The 18,552-nt window shown below is 56.7% G+C and carries 19 protein-coding genes; 7 read left to right on the forward strand and 12 right to left on the reverse strand.

The features are described 5' to 3' along the window. Positions 1–53: 53 nt before the first annotated feature. Both ACR0EK_RS03390 and ACR0EK_RS03395 read right to left on the reverse strand, forming a co-directional pair. Positions 54–1,370 (reverse strand): aspartate aminotransferase family protein, encoded by a 1,317-nt coding sequence (locus ACR0EK_RS03390; protein WP_480564968.1) that lies wholly within the window; start codon positions 1,368–1,370, stop codon positions 54–56. Next, positions 1,367–2,140, reverse strand: a complete 774-nt coding sequence (locus ACR0EK_RS03395) for a beta-keto acid cleavage family enzyme (RefSeq protein WP_480564971.1) — start codon at positions 2,138–2,140, stop codon at positions 1,367–1,369. The genes ACR0EK_RS03390 and ACR0EK_RS03395 overlap by 4 nt, the downstream gene beginning before the upstream one ends. Before the next feature lie 86 nt (positions 2,141–2,226). On the opposite strand from ACR0EK_RS03395, the gene ACR0EK_RS03400 reads away from it, so the two are divergent. Further along, positions 2,227–3,126, forward strand: coding sequence for a MurR/RpiR family transcriptional regulator (locus tag ACR0EK_RS03400; protein WP_480505367.1), 900 nt, complete (start codon positions 2,227–2,229; stop codon positions 3,124–3,126). A 43-nt stretch (positions 3,127–3,169) separates the two neighbouring features. Here ACR0EK_RS03400 and ACR0EK_RS03405 read toward each other — a convergent pair whose 3' ends face one another. Both ACR0EK_RS03405 and ACR0EK_RS03410 read right to left on the reverse strand, forming a co-directional pair. Further along, positions 3,170–4,171: a molybdopterin-binding protein gene (locus ACR0EK_RS03405; protein WP_480505369.1), complete on the reverse strand. Its 1,002-nt coding sequence runs from the start codon at positions 4,169–4,171 to the stop codon at positions 3,170–3,172. Further along, on the reverse strand, positions 4,168–5,136 hold the full coding sequence (locus ACR0EK_RS03410; protein ID WP_480564974.1) for an XdhC family protein: 969 nt from the start codon (positions 5,134–5,136) through the stop codon (positions 4,168–4,170). The genes ACR0EK_RS03405 and ACR0EK_RS03410 overlap by 4 nt, the downstream gene beginning before the upstream one ends. A gap of 224 nt (positions 5,137–5,360) precedes the next feature. On the opposite strand from ACR0EK_RS03410, the gene ACR0EK_RS03415 reads away from it, so the two are divergent. Next, the gene (locus tag ACR0EK_RS03415; protein WP_480485800.1) at positions 5,361–5,867 is read left to right on the forward strand and encodes a hypothetical protein; all 507 of its coding nucleotides are present in this window, start codon (positions 5,361–5,363) and stop codon (positions 5,865–5,867) included. Positions 5,868–5,871: 4 nt separating this feature from the next. Here ACR0EK_RS03415 and ACR0EK_RS03420 read toward each other — a convergent pair whose 3' ends face one another. After that, positions 5,872–7,131 (reverse strand): vWA domain-containing protein, encoded by a 1,260-nt coding sequence (locus ACR0EK_RS03420; RefSeq protein WP_480564977.1) that lies wholly within the window; start codon positions 7,129–7,131, stop codon positions 5,872–5,874. Positions 7,132–7,189: 58 nt separating this feature from the next. After that, positions 7,190–8,098, reverse strand: coding sequence for an AAA family ATPase (locus ACR0EK_RS03425; protein WP_480564980.1), 909 nt, complete (start codon positions 8,096–8,098; stop codon positions 7,190–7,192). Positions 8,099–8,261: 163 nt separating this feature from the next. On the opposite strand from ACR0EK_RS03425, the gene pyrC reads away from it, so the two are divergent. Next, positions 8,262–9,299 carry a dihydroorotase gene (gene pyrC / locus ACR0EK_RS03430; RefSeq protein ID WP_480564983.1) on the forward strand — a complete coding sequence of 346 codons (1,038 nt, stop codon included), beginning with the start codon at positions 8,262–8,264 and terminating at the stop codon, positions 9,297–9,299. Here pyrC and ACR0EK_RS03435 read toward each other — a convergent pair. Together ACR0EK_RS03435 and ACR0EK_RS03440 are read right to left on the reverse strand one after the other, a co-directional pair. Then, positions 9,296–10,588: an MmgE/PrpD family protein gene (locus ACR0EK_RS03435; protein WP_480564986.1), complete on the reverse strand. Its 1,293-nt coding sequence runs from the start codon at positions 10,586–10,588 to the stop codon at positions 9,296–9,298. The two genes, pyrC and ACR0EK_RS03435, sit on opposite strands and share 4 nt — an antisense overlap. A 37-nt stretch (positions 10,589–10,625) precedes the next feature. Beyond that, the gene (locus ACR0EK_RS03440; RefSeq protein ID WP_480481682.1) at positions 10,626–11,072 is read right to left on the reverse strand and encodes a type II toxin-antitoxin system RatA family toxin; all 447 of its coding nucleotides are present in this window, start codon (positions 11,070–11,072) and stop codon (positions 10,626–10,628) included. Positions 11,073–11,144: 72 nt separating this feature from the next. Here ACR0EK_RS03440 and hpt point away from each other — a divergent pair, with 72 nt between their 5' ends. Both hpt and ACR0EK_RS03450 read left to right on the forward strand, forming a co-directional pair. Beyond that, a complete protein-coding gene (hpt, locus tag ACR0EK_RS03445; RefSeq protein WP_267365856.1) occupies positions 11,145–11,687 on the forward strand; it encodes a hypoxanthine phosphoribosyltransferase in 543 nt (180 codons plus the stop codon). A gap of 120 nt (positions 11,688–11,807) precedes the next feature. Further along, positions 11,808–12,164, forward strand: coding sequence for a hypothetical protein (locus ACR0EK_RS03450; RefSeq protein ID WP_480564989.1), 357 nt, complete (start codon positions 11,808–11,810; stop codon positions 12,162–12,164). Between the two features lie 11 nt (positions 12,165–12,175). Here the strand turns inward: ACR0EK_RS03450 and ACR0EK_RS03455 are convergent, their stop codons facing one another. Together ACR0EK_RS03455 and lipA are read right to left on the reverse strand one after the other, a co-directional pair. Beyond that, the gene (locus ACR0EK_RS03455) at positions 12,176–13,327 is read right to left on the reverse strand and encodes an amidohydrolase (RefSeq protein WP_480564992.1); all 1,152 of its coding nucleotides are present in this window, start codon (positions 13,325–13,327) and stop codon (positions 12,176–12,178) included. Then, positions 13,324–14,274: a lipoyl synthase gene (gene lipA, locus ACR0EK_RS03460; RefSeq protein ID WP_480564995.1), complete on the reverse strand. Its 951-nt coding sequence runs from the start codon at positions 14,272–14,274 to the stop codon at positions 13,324–13,326. The genes ACR0EK_RS03455 and lipA overlap by 4 nt, the downstream gene beginning before the upstream one ends. A 261-nt stretch (positions 14,275–14,535) precedes the next feature. Here lipA and ACR0EK_RS03465 point away from each other — a divergent pair, with 261 nt between their 5' ends. Next, entirely contained in the window at positions 14,536–15,084 is a 549-nt protein-coding gene (locus tag ACR0EK_RS03465) for a redoxin family protein (RefSeq protein WP_480564998.1), read from the forward strand. 51 nt (positions 15,085–15,135) lie between these two features. Here ACR0EK_RS03465 and ACR0EK_RS03470 read toward each other — a convergent pair whose 3' ends face one another. After that, on the reverse strand, positions 15,136–16,218 hold the full coding sequence (locus ACR0EK_RS03470) for a DUF6456 domain-containing protein (RefSeq protein ID WP_480565001.1): 1,083 nt from the start codon (positions 16,216–16,218) through the stop codon (positions 15,136–15,138). Between the two features lie 241 nt (positions 16,219–16,459). Here ACR0EK_RS03470 and ACR0EK_RS03475 point away from each other — a divergent pair, with 241 nt between their 5' ends. Then, complete coding sequence (locus tag ACR0EK_RS03475) at positions 16,460–16,759, forward strand: DUF6477 family protein (RefSeq protein WP_480481181.1); 300 nt, start codon at positions 16,460–16,462, stop codon at positions 16,757–16,759. On the opposite strand, the gene ACR0EK_RS03480 is transcribed toward ACR0EK_RS03475, so the two are convergent. Next, entirely contained in the window at positions 16,760–18,304 is a 1,545-nt protein-coding gene (locus ACR0EK_RS03480) for a trimethylamine methyltransferase family protein (RefSeq protein WP_480565004.1), read from the reverse strand. Positions 18,305–18,552: the final 248 nt, after the last annotated feature.

Raw genomic sequence — 18,552 nt, forward strand, 5'->3', positions numbered from 1 at the left:
CTCCCGCGACACTAACAAATAAGCTGCGGGCGAACAGTGCACTCACGGTAATGTCAAAGCACGGCGGAAATGGCGCGTTCCAGTTTGCTGACGAGTTCGCCTATCTGTTCCTCTTCGATGATAAAAGGTGGTGCCAGCAGGACATGATCACCATTCCGGCCATCCCGCGTGCCAGCCATGGGATAGCAGATCAACCCTTCGGCCAGTGCTGCCTTTTTCACCTTACCTGCGATGCCGCGTGATGGATCAAAAGGTTCCTTGGTGTCACGGTCAGCGACCAGTTCAACACCTCGGAACAACCCACGACCACGGATATCTCCCACGTTCGGGTGCTGTCCGAATGCTGCCTCAAGGGCGGATTGCAGCTTGTTGCCCATGACCCCGGCACGCGCAGGTAAATCCCGTTCGGTCAACTCACGGACCACCGCCAATGCGGCGGCTGTGGCGACCGGATGACCGACATAGGTGTGCCCATGCTGGAAAAACCCTGATCCATCGCGAATCGCGTCATAGATCTTACCGGTGCACAGCATGGCCCCGATTGGTTGATATCCAGCCCCCAACCCCTTGGCAATACAAAGAATATCCGGTTCGATACCGTCATGATCACAGGCAAACAGGTGACCGGTTCGGCCCATACCACACATCACCTCATCCAAAATCAACATCACACCATAGTGGTCGCAAATCTCGCGAATACGCTTGAAGTATCCTTCAACCGCAGGAACTGCGCCAAGGGTGGCCCCGACCACTGGTTCGGCCATAAATGCCATGACCGTATCGAGACCCAGCCGCAGAATTTCAGTTTCCAATTCATTCGCCACACGCTGGCCGTAGTCAAAACTGCTCTCGTCTTCCGGTTTTTCGGCATATTCGTAGCATGCAGAGATATGGGTCATCTCGATCAGCATCGGGGCGAATTGTGCCCGTCTCCATGCGTTGCCCCCGGCGGACAAAGCCCCCAAAGTGTTGCCGTGATAGCTTTGCTTTCGCGCGATAACGTGACGGCGTTCAGGTTGTCCGATTTCAAGGAAATATTGGCGCGCCAGTTTGATTGCCGCTTCGGTCGCTTCGGACCCGCCCGAAACAAAATACACACGGTCCAGATCCCCCGGTGCATGCCGGATCAACAATTCGGCCAAAACCTCGGCCGGTTCCGATGTCATGAACCCGGTATGTGCAAAGGCGATCTGTTCCACCTGCTGCTGTACCGCTTGGATCACAGCCTGATTCGAATGACCCAGACATGATACTGCGGCATCACCGCAATCCAGGTATCGCTTGCCCTCTGTATCAATCAGATAACAGCCATCGCCGCCAACCGCGACGGGGAGGTCCGATTTCGTGTGACGTGGGAAAACATGACTCATTTCTTTGCCCTTCCAAGCAATTCAACTAATGCTGCGACCGAAGCCGCGTTATCTGCCCACGGTCTGCCATCCGGCCCGGTCAGACTGTTTTCAAACCCAACCCGCACGTCACCACCGCGTCGCGCAGCCTCGGCCAGACAGGCATGTTCTTGCGCACCAAAGGCGCACACCATCCAACGAGCCGGGCTTTTTGGAAAAGCCTCTAGATCGGCTGGCATAGATTGCTGGCCATCACCGTATCGCCCCAGAACAAGCAAACGGTCTGTCTGATCCGCCTGTACGATGCCCTGAGCGCGCCAATGGTCCAGTAGTCGTGCATCGTCAGCATCATACAGTATATGTTGAACCCGCGTGCCCTGATCCGCGCATTGTGCATAGACCCTGGGCGCAAGGTTCAGGTCGCGCGCGATTTCACGCACCGAGATTGAGGCCCATTCAGGTTGCACCTTTTGCAAACAGTCCAGTTGCGATGCTACGTCGAACTGCCCGGCTGCTTCGGTCGTGATCTGTAGCTCCATTCCTGGAACCTCGCGCTGCAATCCCGCAAGCGTTTCCCGGTACAATCCGGCGTCCAGTGAATGCAGTCCGTCTGCATCTCGAATATGCAGATGCAACCCGTCCGCACCCGCAGCATGACAATCCCGTGCTGACGTGACGATCTGATCAATCCTGAGCGGTAAGGCGGGATGATCCAACGCGCTCCGCCGGGCGCCGTTTGGCGCAACCAGAATGTAGGGCCTGTCCAAGCTGTCAGTTGTTTTTGATGTCATAGCACCACCCAAGTCTTTGCCCTCAGTTAGAGTCGCTGGATGACGTTTTCAATTTACACTAAAGAAAACATATGTTTCTTTTCTGCATGACACCCACCCTTGCAGCCTTGACCAGCCAAATTCGGCGCGAGATCGATGAGATGCCTGCGCAGATGCAAGTCGCGGCGAAGTATATCATCGACCATCCCGGTGATTTCGGCCTGAACCCGGTCCGGGTGACCGCTGACCGGATCGGCATCAGCACCAGTGTTCTTGTTCGACTGGCGCAGCGTATGGGTTTCGACAGTTTTGACGCCTTCCGCCACCCATTTCGCCTTGCCCTCACAACAGACAGCGAAGACAGGATAGGTCATGGGTGGCTAACCACATCACCCGGACAAGACCCTTTCCACGGCGCACAGGCCAGATTCGCGCGCAATGAGATGAATGTTGTGTCCCGCTCTCTGCGTCTGATGGAGCCGAATTTGGCCAAGCGTGCCGTTGAATACATGGTGTCTGCACGTCACTGTTATGTGACCGCCACAAGGTCCAGTCATGCGCTGGCCTATTATTTTCACTACGCGGGGCGCATGGCCCATCCCGGATTACAGCTGATACCTCGGCACATGGGCTCGGCCATCGATGACCTGGTCGAGGCCACGTCCGAGGATTGTTTGTTTGCCATCACGGTCCATCCCTACTCCGCAGATACGATCCAGTCGATGCGCTTTGCCCGCGACAGGGCCATAAAGATTGTACTGCTGTCGGATAGCGAGGTGATTGCCCCCGGCGTCAACCCGGATGTGGTTCTGCCCGTCAGCACCCGCACATTACATCCGTTTTCAAGCTTTTCCGGCGCGATGGCGGTTCTGGAATGCCTGCTCGGTCATCTCTTTGATGCAGGGGGCGAAGCTGCACGGGATAGGGTCGAACAGTTTCAAAAAGCGCGGGAGGACACCGGCGCGTATTGGCGGCCCGGCGTTTTGCCAAGGATGAGAAAACCCTAGAATATCAATAGTACATACGCAATATAGCGGACCTTGGCGGCGGTCAGTCGTTTCGTTTCGCTCGCGGCTGGGGTCTGGTCGGGATTTCCTTCAACAACCCGCCAACCCCCATTCCGGCAATATCTGCGCCTGTTGTTTCAATCCCGCATGCGACACGCGACAGCACCCAATCCGCCCCATTCAACGCCGGAGAGCGGGCGCATCCCGGCAAACCGATCACAGGTCGGCCTTGCAGGTCCCCCAGAAACAGCAGGTTTCCCGGATCAACCGGCATACCAAAGCGATCAATCGTCCCGCCAGCCAGCCGAACGGCCGACGGTGCGACATCGTTCGGGTCCGAGGTGGCCGAACCCGTCAATATCATCAGAAGATCACCTTTCCCCTTAGAAATCGCGCTGGTCAAAGTATCCGTTCGATGCGGAACAATCTGCACCTCCGAAAGCTCCATTCCCAATGCCTCGACCCGTCCCCGAATTGCGGCAATCCCCTTTTCGTTCGGCGGCCCACCGGGAATTTCCGTGACAACAAGACCGGCTGTCCGATGAACTGGCCGCGCCAAACGCACAGCTCCTTTTGCCAGCCCGGCGGCGCGCTGAACATCAGCCTCTGGCACGGCATATGAGATGACCTTGATGGTCGCCACCATGCCGTTCGCCCCCATTTGCTGGTACTGGGGAACGGTCGCAACGGTAATCATCGGATTGACCTGATTGAACATTTCAAGTGCGTGAACATCAAGCACGGCAACCCCGGGCCCATCGGCCAAAAGATTTACCCGCCCGGTAAAAGCCTCGGTTACCCGCAAGTTGGCTGAAGCTGGATCAGGTGCCAGCGCAGACGCCAGTTTGCGTGCCGCCTGATCTTCATGGCAATCACCGGTATCCAGCCGGGCAACAATGACCTCGCTTAAACCAGCCTTTTCCAGTTGCGCTACATGTTCCGCGCGCAATTCAAGCCCTTTGCGGAGCTTTCGCCCATCCGCTGTAACCGAATGCGCCAGAATAGCTCCTTCTGCCCGGGAGACCGGTACAGGCCCAAATTTCATGCCTTCCCTCGAAGAACTGCAGTGATCTGCGCCAGTATCGCAACCGCGATTTCCGAGGGACCGTCGGCCCCAATATCCAGGCCAATGGGCCCATGAATGCCAGAGATTTGCGCATCGGTGAAACCAGCCGCTTTCATACGCTCAATGCGCTTGGCATGGGTGCGTGTTGACCCCAATGCACCGATATAGAACACATCGGCGTCCAATGCGGCATGTAGCGCCGGATCATCGAGTTTTGGGTCATGTGTCAGCAGGACAATCGCGGTCCGCGCGTCCAGTCCCAGCTTCGCAACAGCTTCATCCGGCCAATCCGTCAGGATCGTTTCGCCGGGAAAACGCGCACTGGACGCGAAGGCGTCACGCGGGTCGATAATGGTTGGATCATAGCCCGCAATCCGCGCCATCGGTACCAGAGCCTGCGCGATGTGAACCGCCCCAACAACCAGCAACCTCAGCGGTGGGTTATGTACTGCGACAAAGGTCTGGCCATCCTCTTCGAACCCTGACCGATCCATACGCAGCCTGTCGGCATAAGCGTTGCGGCGCAGCGCCCTGCGCCCGGTCTCGATGTTGACTTCGTAGGCAACGGGCGTTCGAGCGGCCCGAGCGGCTACCAGTTCCGCCAACATAGATTCTGGCAGGACTTTTCCTATGGGTTCGACAAGAATGCGTATGGTCCCCCCACAGGCCAAACCAACCGCGAAGGCATCGTCGTCACTGACCCCGAATTCAAGCAAACGCGCTTCGCCTTCATCAATGGCTTCAAGCGCCTCGACGATAACAGCACCTTCGACACATCCACCAGAAACAGAGCCTTCTATCCGACCATCACCGCCAATCACCAATTGGGATCCCACCCGCCGCGGCGCACTGCCCCAGGTTTCGACAACTGTAGCGAGCGCCGCGCCGCGCCCGCTGCGGTGCCAGTCAAGCGCCGTTTCAGGACTGTTGTCGAATCGCTCCATCGGAACCTCCGGATGACCTATGACACCAACATAAGCGGGATTTGCGGGATGAAAAGCGCACCAAGCTTACCAAAAGGTCTATATTGAACCCCATAAGGCAACGCCACGGCCTGAAAGATATTCAACAAATCATAGCATTGATTGTTTGTGACCCGAGTTCTAGCCTGTACAGGCAACCGGCATCGGGTCTGGCTTGCATACCAAACAATTCATAGATCGGAGACATGCAGTTGAAACGTATTCTTGCACTGGGCGCGGCAGTTGGTCTTTTGACTTCAACCGCAGCGTGGGCTGACACATTCCAACGCTATGGAGAGGTTGAAGGCTGGAAAATCTTCATCGACAATGAAAAGAAATCCTGCCTGATCGAGGCCGTTGATGATGCGGAAAACGTCGTTCAGATGGGTCTGACCGAAGATCGCGGTGTGGGATATGTCGGCGTGTTCACCAAGGCTGAAACCGATATCAAACGTGGCGAGACGCAAGAAGTCGCCATCCTGCTGGGCGACAACATCTATCTGGGTGAAGCGACCGGCATGAAAGGTAACATCACCAAAGGCTATTCCGGTGGTTATGTCCTGTCGGACAGCCCTCAGTTCGCGGATGATCTGGCAAAGAAAAAGGTCATGATCGTGTTCCCCGAGACATCCTATGCCTTCACGGTCGATCTGACAGGCACTTACAAAGCCATGGAGATGGCCCGCAAGTGCAACGAAGAGCAGCTGTCGTAATCTGCTAATCAGAAAGCGCGGCCATCAGCCGCGCTTTCTGCCCCTGGTCGTCGGGTTCTGAAATCGCTGCGGCCAAGTCTTCGAGTGAGGCAATCGAATGCCCTGCGCGAAAACTGTCAACATGCGGCAGCATCGCGGCAACGCCTTGCGCCCTGGGTGCGAACCCGTCCCAACGCAACAAGGGATTCAGCCAGATCAGGCGTTTTGAGGAAAGGTGCAGACGCTCGATCTCTTTCCTGAGGAGCTCGGGATCACCCCGCTCGAGCCCGTCGGTGATCAGCAGAACGACCGCCCCTTGCCCCATCACCCGGCGTGACCAGTCCCGATTGAATTGATGCAGACACTCTCCGATGCGAGTGCCGCCTTCCCAATCCTGCGCCTCGGCCCCTGCGGCGGCAAGTGCCGCGTCTACATCCCGTTGGTGCAGGTGGCGCGTTATGTTGGTCAGGCGTGTGCCGAATGTGAAGGCATGGACCTTCGCCCAACCCGCTCCCTTGGTGTTCGATACCGTGTGCAGGAAATGCAGGATGATCCGACTGTACTGGCTCATCGAGCCGGAAATATCGCAAAGTGCGACAAGATTTGGCCAGCGCGGTTTGGGCTGTAGCCTGGCAATATCGCGCAACTCACCTCCTTGCCGCATGGCCGCGCGCAAGGTGCGGGCACGGTCGATGCGGTGCCCCAGATGGCTGGTCTGCCCGCGGCGTGATTCAATTGGCTTTACTGGCAGTGTCATCCGCGCCAATACGCGCTTGGCCTGCGCTATTTCGACCGTGCTCATCTGCTCGAAGTCCAGATTGCGCAGCCGCTCCTCGGACGATGCGGTCTGGGTTGCGTCGATTTCGATCTCGGTTTCGTCTTCCTCCTGTCCTGCAGCGTCCGGCAAATCACGCTCAACCCCGTCCAGCAGCGCCTCAGCTGCGCGCTTTTCAGCGGCATCGGCATTGCGTTCTTCCTGAACGCCGCGAATTGCAGGAAGCATCATAGCCATCATGTGTTCCATGTAACGCGGATCTCGCCAGTACATTCGGAAGACTTGCGCGAAAACCACGCGGTGTTCCGGGCGGTTCACGAAACAGGCGTGTAAGGTCCAATAGAAATCCTGTTTCTCGGAAAAACCTGCCGCCTGCACGGCACGAATTGCGTCGATCACACGACCGGGTCCGATTGGCAGCCCAGCCTTTCTGAGTGCGCGGGCAAAATGGGTGATGTTGTGCGCCAGCTTTGGGTTGTCCGGGATATCCAGCGAAAGTTGTTCGGCCATCAGACGTTATGGGGGCTCTGCCCCCATACCCCCGGAGTATTTGGAAAAAGATGAAACATCAGACCGGTTCGAGCGTGGCCTTGGCCTCGTCGAGGATGCGTTTGGCCTCGGACCCCTGAAGTTTTTGAATGTCGTCCTGATATTTCAGGATCGCACCCAGCGTGTCGCCGATCACCTCGGGGCTGAGGTTCAACACATCCAGCGCCAACAGGCATTTCGCCCAGTCGATGGTCTCGGCCACACCGGGTTTCTTGAACAAATCCTCGGTGCGCAAACGTTGAACGAAGGCTACAACCTCGCGACTAAGCCCTTCCGCAGCTTCAGGCGCGCGCGCATGCAGAATTTCGATCTCACGTTCGAAATCAGGATAATCAACCCAGTGATACAGGCAGCGACGCTTGAGGGCATCGTGCACTTCGCGGGTCCGGTTCGACGTGACAATTACAATCGGTGGTTCGGGTGCTACAACAGTGCCCAGTTCAGGAATCGTGACCTGAAAATCACTCAGAGCTTCCAGTAGAAAGGCTTCGAACGGTTCATCGGTCCGGTCCAGTTCGTCGATCAGAAGAACCGGCGCTCCATTTTCGTCCGGGCGCATTGCCTGCAACAAGGGGCGTTCGATCAGGTATTCGTCCGAGAACAGTTCAGTCTGCAACGCGCCCCGGTCGGCCCCACCCGCGGCCTCAGCCGTTCGGATCGCGACCATCTGCGCCGAAAAATTCCATTCGTAAACAGCTGACGACGCATCCAGCCCTTCGTAGCACTGCAACCGGATCAGGCGCCGGTTCAACCCGGATGCCAGAGCCTTGGCGATCTCGGTCTTTCCAACCCCTGCTTCGCCTTCCAGAAATAACGGGCGTCCAAGCTTCAGCGACAGGAACACAACCGTCGCAAGGGCGCGACCGCAGACATAGCCCTGACGACCCAGCATCTGCTGCACGGCATCGATGGAATCTGGCTGTGTCATGGAACCCCTCTCTGCTTTAGGGATAAACAGGTCATGCAAGTGTCTGGGCGTCAAGGCCTCAACCTTGGACAGAGCTACGACGTTCAGGTCGGTTGACAAGATTTTTTTTGTGCCTTGCGCGGACGCAGTTGGTCTTTCGCAACAGCTATGCTAGCGGAAGGCCATGACCGACACCCTTACGCTCCGCCGCCCCGACGACTGGCATCTGCATCTGCGCGATGGCGCGATGCTACAGGCCGTCCTGCCCGAAACCGCGCGCCATTTCGCCCGTGCGATCATTATGCCGAACCTGGTGCCGCCGGTTGTGCGCGGCGACCAGGCCGCTGCCTATCGAGACCGCATTCTGGCGGCCCTGCCCGACGGTATGACGTTCGAGCCGCTGATGACCCTGTATCTGACCGAGGATACAGATGCCGAAGATGTCGCTGCAGCCCATGCCAGCGGTCTGATCAAAGCCGTCAAGCTGTACCCTGCCGGGGCAACGACCAACTCTGCCTCGGGTGTGCGCGATTTCGACAAAGTGCGCCCGGTGCTTGAGAAGATGGCCGAAATCGGCTTGCCCATGTGCGTACATGGCGAGGTGACGGATCCCGAGATCGACATATTTGACCGCGAAGCCGTGTTCATCGACCGTGTTCTTGATCCAATCCGCAGATCGACACCAGGCCTGCGTGTGGTGATGGAACATATCACCACGTCAAATGGTGTGGATTATGTCAAAGCCAACGCGGTTGATCTGGGTGCAACGATCACGGCGCATCACCTGATTATCAACCGCAACCATATCCTGGTTGGTGGCATCAAACCGCATTACTATTGCCTTCCTGTTGCCAAGCGCGAAGAACACCGTCTGGCCCTGCTATCCGCCGCGACATCGGGCGATGCGCGGTTTTTTCTGGGCACGGACAGCGCCCCGCACACGGATGCCAACAAGGAAATGGCTTGCGGCTGTGCCGGTTGTTTCACAGCGACCAACACCATGTCTTTGGTCGCCGAAATGTTTGACCGGGAAGATGCATTGGACAAGCTGGAAGGCTTTGTGTCGCTCAACGGGCCAGGTTTCTATCGCTTGCCGGTGAACCAGGATATGATCACCCTGACCAAGGGTGAGCCCGTTTCGTATCCCTCAAGGATTGACACAGGCGATGGACCGGTCACTGTGTTTGACCCGGGTTTTCCGTTGCACTGGTGCGTGGCTTAACCCGCCATTCGTTCGGCCAGATCGCGGGCACGCCCCCCGGTGCGCAGCATCGACCAGATCGTGTCCGCCTCATCCGCGCCGATCAGCTTGGTCGCTTTGTCGCGCACGCGATCCTCGCGGTCAGACAGCGACATTGGGTTCAGCAGATCATGCGTTGCTTCGCGGCGAATGCCATCGCGACGCAACAGGGACAGATGCGCCTGCGTTTCTGACAGGCTGTCATCTGCCTCGACCGTGATGCAGTCGCGCAAAGACGTAATACGCGGGTCAAGGCAGACCTTGTCAGTGAAACTGCCAGGCAAAGCCGTATCATATCCCAGTGCCTGCATCGCGATCACTGTCCGATAGGAAAACTTGGCTCCCAGTCCGGTTGTCGGTGACAGCTGATTGCACACACTCATCCAGCGCGGATGCGTTTTTATCTGGATCTCGGCGACCTCCGGTTCTGCTATGTCCAACTCCCGCGCGGCTTCCAGCGCGGCGTGAAGACCGTGGCAACAGGCGTGAAACTTGTGGCTGACCGTTTCAAACAGCCATTCATCGCCCAACCCATCCAGAGCAGTTTGGTCTGCCGCGCCTTGATGCGTTGCGCCAAACCCAAAAGGACCTTCCAGCGCGTCGGCGTTGGCATGAAAACCGCGCTGCACCAGCAATGCTGTCTCGACCCCTGCCGAGGCGGCAAGTCCGGCGTTATACGGCTTGCCCATGGTTCCGAACTGCGCCTTCAGCCCCGCCGCACGCGTTGCCGTCAGACCCAGAACCATTCGCATCTGGTTTGCGTTAAACCCCAGCAAACGACCGACAGCAACTGCCGCCCCGAAGGCACCGGATGTTGCCGTCTGGTGAAACCCTGCCTGATAGTGGCCGCGCCCCAGCCACAAGCCAATTCGGATTGAGGTTTCCATGCCCACCAAAGCGGCTTCGAGCATGTCGACTAGAATAAGGTCATCCCATTCGGCCACAGCAAGGGCTGCGGGCAGGATGGCGACGGAAGGATGCCCGATATGGGCGAAATGCGTGTCATCGTAATCCAGCGCGTGGGACACCGTGCCATTGACCAACGCCGCACCACGCAGCGGTGCCGAGCCGCCGCCAAAGAGATGTGCCTGAGGATTCCCGCCCTCGGACAGTATCATTTCGCGAACCGTGGTTGAGACGGGTTCGCGCGCGCCTGCCCGGCCCACAGCGACCCAGTCAAGAACAGATAGCGACGTGACGATTCTTGCCTGAGACGACGTCGAAACCGGGCCTGCCGCAAATGCGGCCAATGATGCTGTAAATTCCGTCATGCGCGTAGTCTAGCGTGCGCCTGACAAGGGTAAAGACCTAGCTGTAGAGTTGTTGCGCGCGCGCCTCGAACGCGCGCACGATCCGATGCATGGCTTCGTTGAATACCACGCCGATAATCCCTTGCAGGATGGCATTCTTGAATTCGAAGTCCACATGGAACGAGACGTTGCAACCCCCATCAGGCGCGTCCTCGAACTGCCAGTCGGATTTCATGTATTTGAAGGGGCCGTCCAGGTATTCGGTGTCGATTTTCTTTTGATCCGCAAACAGGGTTACCTTGCTGCCAAATCGTTCCCGGAAAACCTTGAACGAGATGACCAGATCTGCCTCCATCACCTCAGCCTCTTCCAGCGCATAGGTCTTGCGAATGCGGGCAGCAGCGCACCACGGCAGAAATTGCGGGTACTTGGCCACGTCGGCAACCAGGTCGTACATCTGCTGGGCTGTATAAGGCAGGTGGCGGGTTTCCGAATGGATAGGCATGACGTCCGGTATTTGCAGGTGACAATGGCGCGTCATGTCGTATGTTGCGCGCCAAAGATCAAGGGGGCTGCGATGACTGACCGCGCATATGTGATAGATGAGATGATCTCGGCAAAGGCCATCGCTGCTCGAATCGAGGAGCTGTGTCGCGACATTTCGGCAGAGTTCAAAGACACCGACAAGCTGGTGGTCGTGGGTCTGCTGCGCGGCAGCTTTGTATTCATCGCCGACCTTGTGCGCGAACTTGACCTTCCGATCGAAGTGGATTTCCTTGAAGCTTCTTCTTACGGAGACGCGATGGAGAGCAGCCGGGAAGTTCGTATTCTCAAAGACTTACGCGGCGCAATTGAAGGGCGCGACGTGCTGGTTGTCGAGGATATCGTTGACACTGGCCATACGTTGAACCATGTCACCAAGTTGCTGCAAAGCCGTAACCCCGCGCGCCTGAAATCCATTGCCCTGCTGGACAAGCCGAGCCGCCGCGAAGTGGATTTCCGATCAGACTGGATCGGGTTTGAGATTCCAGACGAATTTGTCGTGGGATATGGAATTGACTACGCCCAACGCAATCGCAACCTGCCCTATATTGGCAAAGTCCGCTTTACAGACGAATAGCTGAGCGGGCAATTTACAGATCTCGTGCTCAGACCCGTTTAACAATTCAATTTCCAGAATATCATTGGACTATCATCGCCTCGTCGCTTTACCTTTCAGGAAATAGCAGGAGTATTGATGATGAAGCGGTTTTTCGCGATAGCGGGCGTCTTTTTGGCGATCGTGTCCCTTGCAGGTGCGTCTTACGCAAAAGACAACAAGGGCAAAGGGCAAGGTGCCAACAAAACCAAAGTAGAGAAATCCATTAAGTCAAACGGCAAAGCTGTTCCGCCCGGTCAAATCAAACGATACACCCGAGGTCAGAAATTGCCGAACGACCTGCGTTTTGATTATATTGACGACCTCGACAACTGGAAGCTCAAACCGCTGAAGCCAGGGCAACGGTATATTCGGGTCGACGACGAAATAATCTCGATATCGGATGATACGAAGACTGTAATAGAAGCTGTTGGAATCGTTGGCGATCTGATGAACTGAAAGCCTCGGTCCTAGCAGTCGCGGCCTAACACAGCGTCGATGGCCTTCAAAAATATCCCGGTCCCAATCGGAATAAGCGCATCCGGGAAATCATAGTCCGGGTTGTGCAACTGGGGATGGTCGCTCCCCGACCCCAACCAGAACATTGCGGTTTTCGCGCTTTTTCCAAACTGGCCGAAATCTTCTGAAAAACGCTGTGGCTGATCGGTCAACCTGCAAGAAACGCCCTGCTCCGTGCAGGCCTTGGACAGGATCGAAACTGCTTCCGGGTGATTGGCACAAGCCTCAAACACTTCGTCATAACTGATTTCGACCGCCAGCCCTTCGGCTTTGGCCGTTTCGCGGGCCAGCGACTCAGCGTCGCTGATCAGTTGCGCCATTCTCGCGTCCGTGACGGTGCGAAGCGTCACCCACAGCTCGGCCCGCCCCGGTGCTACTCCGACCGTGCGCTCACCCAACGCTGCATGTGTGACGGTCGTCAACGCGTAGTTGTCATTCAGATCCCCGCCGCCGCCTAACGCGGTCAAAGCCGGCATCAGGTTTGCCAGCGCACCGGCAGGTGACACCCCATCTTGCGGAGCGGCAGCATGTGACGTCTTTCCGGTCAGGACGATCTGCATCCCACGTGAGGCGCAATTGGCAGGACCGTCACAAATTTCGACCGCCCCCAACTCCAATCCCGGTAAGTTGTGCAAAGACAACACCAGGTCGGGCGCAACCTCGGCGTATTGGGGATCAGCTCGGAAAGCGATTGCACCATGGCCGGTCTCTTCGGCTGGCTGGAAGATCAATACGACGCGGCCCTTCTTGGGGTGTTGATGCTTCAACCCGTCTGCCACGCCCAGAACTATTGTCATATGCCCATCGTGACCGCACAAATGCCCTTTGCCCACGACCTGTGATACATAGGAATGGTTCGCCAACTCCTGGATCGGCAGCCCATCCAGTTCGCAGCGAATGCCCAGCGTGGGACCGGGTTGGCCACTTTCGAAAACAGCAGCGATCCCGTGCCCACCTATTCCGGTCATGACATGGTCAGCACCAGCGTCGCGCAGAAATTCAGCCACCCGCGCCGCGGTTTTCTTTTCTTGTCCCGAAAGTTCGGGGTGTTGATGCAGCTCGTGGCGCAGACGAGTCAGTCGCGCGATCTGATCCGGTGTCACGCTTTTTGTAGCTTTTCTAGACGCGCCGCGCGCAGTCGGGTGAAATCGTCACCAGCGTGATAAGAAGACCGGGTCAAAGGTGTCGCAGATACCATCAGAAAGCCTTTGCCGTATGCCGCCTTTTCGTATGACGCGAACTCGTCGGGTGTAACGAAACGATCAACGCCATGGTGTTTCGGTGTCGGTTGCAGATACTGGCCAATTGTCAGAAAATCGATATCCGCCGCGCGCATGTCATCCATGACCTGACGCACCTGCTGTTCGTTTTCGCCAAGCCCAACCATGATACCGGACTTGGTAAAGATCGACGGATCAAGGTCTTTCACCCGCTGCAATAGACGCAGGGAATGGAAGTACCGCGCGCCGGGGCGAACCTCGGGGTACAGACCCGGTACTGTTTCCAGATTGTGATTGAAGACATCCGGCTTTGCCTGGACCACAATTTCCAGAACATCCGCATCGCATTTCAGAAAATCGGGCGTCAGAATCTCGATCGTGGTTTTGGGAGAGCGGTGCCGCACCGCGCGGATGGTCTGCGCAAAATGCTCGGCTCCACCATCACTCAGATCATCCCGGTCGACCGAGGTGATAACCACATGGTTCAGGCCAAGTTTTTCGACCGCATGTGCCACCCGGCCGGGTTCAAAGGCGTCAAGGTCGTCTGGGCGGCCAGTAGCGATATTGCAGAATGTGCAGCCACGAGTACAGATCTCGCCCATGATCATCATAGTGGCGTGGCCCTGGCTCCAGCATTCGCCGACATTGGGGCATCCCGCCTCTTCGCAGACGGTGACCAGATTGTTATCGCGCATGATCCGGCGCGTATCTGCATAGCCTTTGCCGCCGGGTGCCTTGACCCTGATCCAGTTCGGTTTCTTGGGCTGCGCATTATCTGGGCGGTGCGCTTTCTCCGGGTGGCGCTGTTCGGGGATCTTCAGATCTCGCACGGGCAGTATTCCTGACTTTGGGTCAATCTTGTCGCTCATAACATAGACAGATGTGCAGTGTTACACCAGTGGCGCATAGCCGCCATGCAACGCCGCCGTGCATGAGCAAGAACGCGATTGCAAGTTCCCGTTTTACCGCATGTTTTCAATGCCTAATGAGAAAATTTTATTAATTCAGAATGCGGCATTTCGTCGATTGAAGGCAGTTTAGAACTGTTTTAAGTCACGGCAAAACCACAGGTGAATCACAGGAGCTTGACTATGAAATCCGGCGCAATACTACCCAACGTGACCTTTCACACCCGTGTCCGCGATGACTCAATCGAAGGACCAAACCCGTTCCGTTGGGAAGACAAGACCACCGCTGACTATTTTGCCGGAAAACGCGTGATCCTGTTCTCGTTGCCCGGCGCGTTCACGCCCACCTGCTCGACATATCAACTGCCCGGCTTTGAAAACGGGTATGACGATTTCATTGCCAGGGGTGTCGATGAAATCTACTGCATGTCTGTCAACGACAGCTTTGTGATGAACAAATGGGCGCAAGATCAGGGTCTGACCAACGTTAAGGTCATTCCGGATGGGTCGGGCGAGTTCACACGCAAAATGGGTATGTTGGTTGACAAGGACAATCTGGGCTTTGGTATGCGGTCATGGCGCTATGCGGCCATCGTAGCCGACGGTGTTGTCGAAGCGTGGTTCGAAGAACCTGGCCTGATGGATAACTGCCCCGAAGATCCCTATGGCGTGTCTTCGCCCGAAAACCTGATGAAACATCTTCAGGCAACGGCAGAGCCCGAACTGGTCTGAGTATTAACAAGACGAAGAAAGGCCCGTTTTGACGGGCCTTTTTTTGTGCCTTCAGCCTATCATGCGGTCGCGTTCAGCCTGATCCTGATAGTGGCGCTTCAGCCGCTGTAACGCGATCCGCAGAACAATCTTTCCGGATCGTGCTGACCAGCCCATGCGTTTTTCCGCCAGTTCCAACCCTTCGAGATAGCAACAGCACCGCAGGGCAACGTCGCTTAGTCCGGGGCCAAGATCAGACAAGGCCCGCGCCACGCGGTCCCGCGCGTCGGATGACCCCTTTCCTCCGTGGCTTTCACTGTCATAACTGCCGCGGCCACCAGCCGTTAGAAACCGCTCCCAGTTCTGTGAAACCTGTGGGCCAATCTGCGCCAATTCGAAATCTTCGCGCAAACGCTCCCCGGCGCTGACAAGCGATTCATCCAGAAAAGGCTTGCCATCGCGGTCACGTCTGCGTGCAAGGGCAACCAACGGGCTTTCCGTGGCACTATAGCGAATGCGCTTGATCCGGTCAGCCGCCCCGGCCGACGTCTTAGACTGAAACAACGACTGGGCTTCGGCAAATCCAAATTCAGTCCCCACCCGCGCCTTGTTTTCCGCTTTCGCAATCAGGTGGCTCAGGGCCGTTCGGCCAGCTGCAGAAATCCGATACCGTGAAATACGACCGGGGTTATCGCAGGAAATCCAGTCCTTTAAGGCCAGAGCCTGAGCGATCTCGCAATCGACGACCGCGGTTCTGGTCGCTCCGGCGTTGCCGGTGTCGCGAACGACTACCGCTTTGTCCATTTCTTCAGCCACGGCAAGAACCGAACCGGTTTCACTCAGGCGGCGCAAAATGCGCAATGCTTCTCTTTCGAACGCTTCTTCCTGGGCAGCTTCATCCGCGATCACGACCGCGTCGCCTGCGTCATCGGACATGGAAAAATGTGTTTCTGCCAGCGATTGCAAAGCAGCATCCACCAATGGATCGTCACGGCGCATCTCGATACGCCGGATTTGCCGGAGGATGGTTGACGCATGGCAACCTGCCGATCTCGCGATATCGCGGATCGAGCGTCCGGTTTCGGTATGAGCAAGGTATCTTTGCGCCCCCTCTGGAACCCATGCCGGAATGGTGAAAGCCATGTTGTTTTCCATGATTATTTGCCCTCGTCGACAAAACAAAATGTCACTTTTCGCCCTCGGATTGCGGGTTAACCAAATCTAACTAGAGGTCCATTCGTTACTCGTTCGTTAACCTCACAAGGCACGAACCAGATTTGATTCAAAAAGATAAACAGTCGTGAAACCATCGTTCGGAGAGGCTGTCACGCAGGCAACACCCGCTTAGGTTGTGCATTTAATGGTCCCGTAAACCTTCAGACACAGGACACATAAGATGCAGGACCTGATGACAATGATCTCAACGCTTCACCGCCCACGCATGTTGGCAAGAGCCGCAAATTTCGGAGCGAGAGAGTACAACCGGGACAGGCATCTGCAACGTATTCTGGGATACGGATCATTGCCGGGTTCAGGTCAGGCCCTGCTGCGACTGATGGAGATGGAAAAAGAGGTAAATGAACTGCGCAAAGAAGATGATGCCGCATACTCTCTGGTCCGGCATCTCGACATTCTTATCGCGCTGTTGGGTGAGGCGCGGCTGTATCAGGCCAGCCGCGCCCCGGTCCTTCAGTAATCAGGAGAACGCATCCGGCATGGAGGCCTTTTTCTCGGCGATATAGGCTTCCAGCGCTGCGGCTGTATCCGGTTCCATATGCGGTTGCTGGTAATTAGCAAGCAGGTGTCCAACCCGCGCAGAGGCCAGAGCCCGCGTATCACGTGCGCCTTCTTCCTGCCAGGTTTCATATGGCTTGTAGTCCAGCAGATCGGACTTCCAGAACGATTCCTTGAAGTTCGCCTGCGTGTGGGCACATCCTAGGTAATGCCCGCCCGGGCCAACTTCCCGGATCGCATCCATGGCCTGCGCGTTTTCGTCATAGGCCACGCCTTTGGCCAGCGAATGCAAAACACCCAACTGGTCGGCATCCATAACGAATTTCTCGAAGTCGGCCACCAGGCCGCCTTCCAGCCAGCCGCAGGCATGCAACATGAAGTTCACGCCAGCCAACAGTCCCATATTCAGCGAGTTCGCTGTTTCATAAGCCGCCTGCGCATCCGGAAGTTTCGAGCCACAGAACGATCCTGCGGACCGATAGGGCAAGTTCAGACGCCGCGCCAGTTGACCCGCGCCATAGGTGATATGCGCAGCTTCTGGTGTTCCGAAGGTCGGTGCACCTGAATTCATGTCGATCGAAGTCACGAATGCACCAAAGATCGCGGGTGCACCGGGACGGACGATCTGGCTGTACGCCACACCGGCAAGAACCTCGGCCAAAACCTGTGTCAAAGTACCGGCCACCGAGACCGGCGCCATCGCGCCGCCCACAATAAAGGGCGAGATGATGCAGGCCTGATTGTTACGTGCATAGACTTCCAGCGAGCCCATCATCACATCGTCGAATGTCATCGGCGAGTTGATGTTGGTCAGCGACGTCATCACCGTGTTTTGCTGAACGAACTCCTTGCCGAACAGGATTTCGCACATTTCGACCGAATCCTGAGCCCGGCTGGGATCGGTCACAGAACCCATGAAAGGCTTGTCCGACAGGGTCATGTGCGCCTTCAACATGTCCAGATGGCGTTTGTTCACCGGAATGTCGGTCGGCTCACACACAGTACCGCCCGAATGGTGCAACCACTTGGACATATAGGCGAGTTTCACGAACTTGTTGAAGTCGTCCATCGTCGCGTAACGACGGCCGCCCTGTGCATCGCGCACGAAAGGAGGGCCGTAAACCGGGGCCAGAACCATGTTTCGACCACCGATTACGACCGATTTCTCGGGGTTGCGGGCATGTTGGGTAAACTCGCTGGGCGCAGTTTTGATCAGCTCACGAGCCAGGCCACGCGGAATGCGCACGCGTTCACCGTCGATATCCGCGCCAGCGTCGCGCCAGCGTTCCAGAGCGGCAGGGTTATCAACAAAGTTAACACCGATCTCTTCCAACACGGTTTCCGCATTGTTTTCGATGATCTCCAGTGCCTCTTCATTGAGGATTTCGAAGTTCGGAATGTTGCGTTCGATGTATTTCGCGGTCTCGATACGAACTGCAGTCCGCTCGGCACGGCGGGCAGCGCCACCGCCACCTCTCGCCCTGCGCCGGGTGTTTGCCTCGGTCATGAGAAGATCCCGTGTTGTTGGTTAGATTGAGCGTTTGATACAGGTTTGCCGGAACGCAAGCATAGGGATTGCGGCACGTTGGGGGAAAAAGCGACATTGCCGTTCTGCAATCCCGCCAACGGGCTGCCATTGGGGATAATCGGATTTTGGAAAGTGCGGCCCAATTGTTACCGCACCTGTCTACTTCGGATCACGAACGGCGGGAAACACGAGTGCCGAAGGCCTGTGTGGCGATCTTCATCGAATCC

The organism is Ruegeria sp. AE4, assembly GCF_056542185.1.

Excerpts from the sequence above, each read along its gene's own strand:
- ACR0EK_RS03390 (WP_480564968.1), bottom strand. The coding sequence starts at position 1,370 with ATGAGTCATGTTTTCCCACGTCACACGAAATCGGACCTCCCCGTCGCG.
- ACR0EK_RS03395 (WP_480564971.1), bottom strand. The coding sequence starts at position 2,140 with ATGACATCAAAAACAACTGACAGCTTGGACAGGCCCTACATTCTGGTT.
- ACR0EK_RS03400 (WP_480505367.1), top strand. The coding sequence starts at position 2,227 with ATGACACCCACCCTTGCAGCCTTGACCAGCCAAATTCGGCGCGAGATC.
- ACR0EK_RS03405 (WP_480505369.1), bottom strand. The coding sequence starts at position 4,171 with ATGAAATTTGGGCCTGTACCGGTCTCCCGGGCAGAAGGAGCTATTCTG.
- ACR0EK_RS03410 (WP_480564974.1), bottom strand. The coding sequence starts at position 5,136 with ATGGAGCGATTCGACAACAGTCCTGAAACGGCGCTTGACTGGCACCGC.
- ACR0EK_RS03415 (WP_480485800.1), top strand. The coding sequence starts at position 5,361 with ATGCAGTTGAAACGTATTCTTGCACTGGGCGCGGCAGTTGGTCTTTTG.
- ACR0EK_RS03420 (WP_480564977.1), bottom strand. The coding sequence starts at position 7,131 with ATGGCCGAACAACTTTCGCTGGATATCCCGGACAACCCAAAGCTGGCG.
- ACR0EK_RS03425 (WP_480564980.1), bottom strand. The coding sequence starts at position 8,098 with ATGACACAGCCAGATTCCATCGATGCCGTGCAGCAGATGCTGGGTCGT.
- pyrC (WP_480564983.1), top strand. The coding sequence starts at position 8,262 with ATGACCGACACCCTTACGCTCCGCCGCCCCGACGACTGGCATCTGCAT.
- ACR0EK_RS03435 (WP_480564986.1), bottom strand. The coding sequence starts at position 10,588 with ATGACGGAATTTACAGCATCATTGGCCGCATTTGCGGCAGGCCCGGTT.
- ACR0EK_RS03440 (WP_480481682.1), bottom strand. The coding sequence starts at position 11,072 with ATGCCTATCCATTCGGAAACCCGCCACCTGCCTTATACAGCCCAGCAG.
- hpt (WP_267365856.1), top strand. The coding sequence starts at position 11,145 with ATGACTGACCGCGCATATGTGATAGATGAGATGATCTCGGCAAAGGCC.
- ACR0EK_RS03450 (WP_480564989.1), top strand. The coding sequence starts at position 11,808 with ATGAAGCGGTTTTTCGCGATAGCGGGCGTCTTTTTGGCGATCGTGTCC.
- ACR0EK_RS03465 (WP_480564998.1), top strand. The coding sequence starts at position 14,536 with ATGAAATCCGGCGCAATACTACCCAACGTGACCTTTCACACCCGTGTC.
- ACR0EK_RS03470 (WP_480565001.1), bottom strand. The coding sequence starts at position 16,218 with ATGGAAAACAACATGGCTTTCACCATTCCGGCATGGGTTCCAGAGGGG.
- ACR0EK_RS03475 (WP_480481181.1), top strand. The coding sequence starts at position 16,460 with ATGCAGGACCTGATGACAATGATCTCAACGCTTCACCGCCCACGCATG.
- ACR0EK_RS03480 (WP_480565004.1), bottom strand. The coding sequence starts at position 18,304 with ATGACCGAGGCAAACACCCGGCGCAGGGCGAGAGGTGGCGGTGGCGCT.